Below are 1,040 nucleotides of genomic sequence, written 5' to 3' on the forward strand. Positions count from 1 at the left end.
GAGCGGACCGAGCTCCTGAAGAAGGAACTGGTCGACTTCATGTACGGGCACGTTTACCCGAACGAGGCCGCCTACGCCGAAGAGCTGGAAAACATGGAGGACCCGTACGCATTCTCGGAGTCCCCGATCCTGGCGAAGCTGCGTGCCGAGGCGCGCAGCCGCGGGCTGTGGAACCTGTTCCTGCCCGGCGAAGAGGGTGCCGGGCTGACCAACCTGCAGTACGCCCCGCTGGCCGAGATCACCGGCCGCAGCCGGATGCTGGCCCCGGCCGCGCTGAACTGCGCGGCCCCGGACACCGGCAACATGGAGCTGCTGGCCGAATTCGGCACCGAGGAGCAGAAGGAAAAGTGGCTCAAGCCGCTGCTGGCCGGTGAGATCCGTTCGGCCTTCGCCATGACGGAGCCCGCCGTGGCCTCCTCCGATGCGACAAACATCGAGACCAGCATCGTGCGCGACGGCGACGAGTACGTGATCAACGGCCGGAAGTGGTTCATCACCGGTGCGATGAACCCGAACGCCAAGATCTTCATCGTGATGGGCAAGACGGACCCGACGGCGGACCGCCACCGCCAGCAGAGCCAGATCCTGGTTCCGCGCGACACCCCGGGCGTGAACATCAAGCGCGGCATGCACATCCTGGGCTACGAGGACCGTTACAACGGCGGCCACGCCGAGATCGAGTTCAAGGACGTGCGCGTCCCGGTCAGCAACATCATCGGCGGGGAGGGCGACGGTTTCGCCATCGCCCAGGCCCGTCTGGGCCCCGGACGCATCCACCACTGCATGCGCCTGATCGGCATGGCCGAGCGCGCCATCAACTCGATGTGCGAGCGCGCCGACGAGCGCGTTGCCTTCGGCAAGCCGCTGAGCGAGCAGGGAGTGATCCGTGACTGGATCGCCGAATCCCGCGTGAAGGTCGAGCAGCTGCGCCTGCTGGTGCTCAAGACCGCCTGGCTCATGGACACCGTCGGCAACAAGGGTGCCCACACGGAGATCCAGTCCATCAAGATCGCCACCCCGTCCACCGTTGAATGGATCCT

1 protein-coding gene is annotated in these 1,040 nt (G+C 66.1%); it reads left to right on the forward strand.

What is annotated here, in order from left to right:
* Window positions 1-1,040, forward strand: a 1,040-nt coding sequence (locus tag J1902_RS19060) for an acyl-CoA dehydrogenase family protein (RefSeq protein ID WP_307794499.1), incomplete at both ends; no start/stop codon positions are given.

The sequence above is a fragment of the Arthrobacter cavernae genome (assembly GCF_017368795.1).
Classification (GTDB): Bacteria; Actinomycetota; Actinomycetes; order Actinomycetales; family Micrococcaceae; genus Arthrobacter; species Arthrobacter cavernae.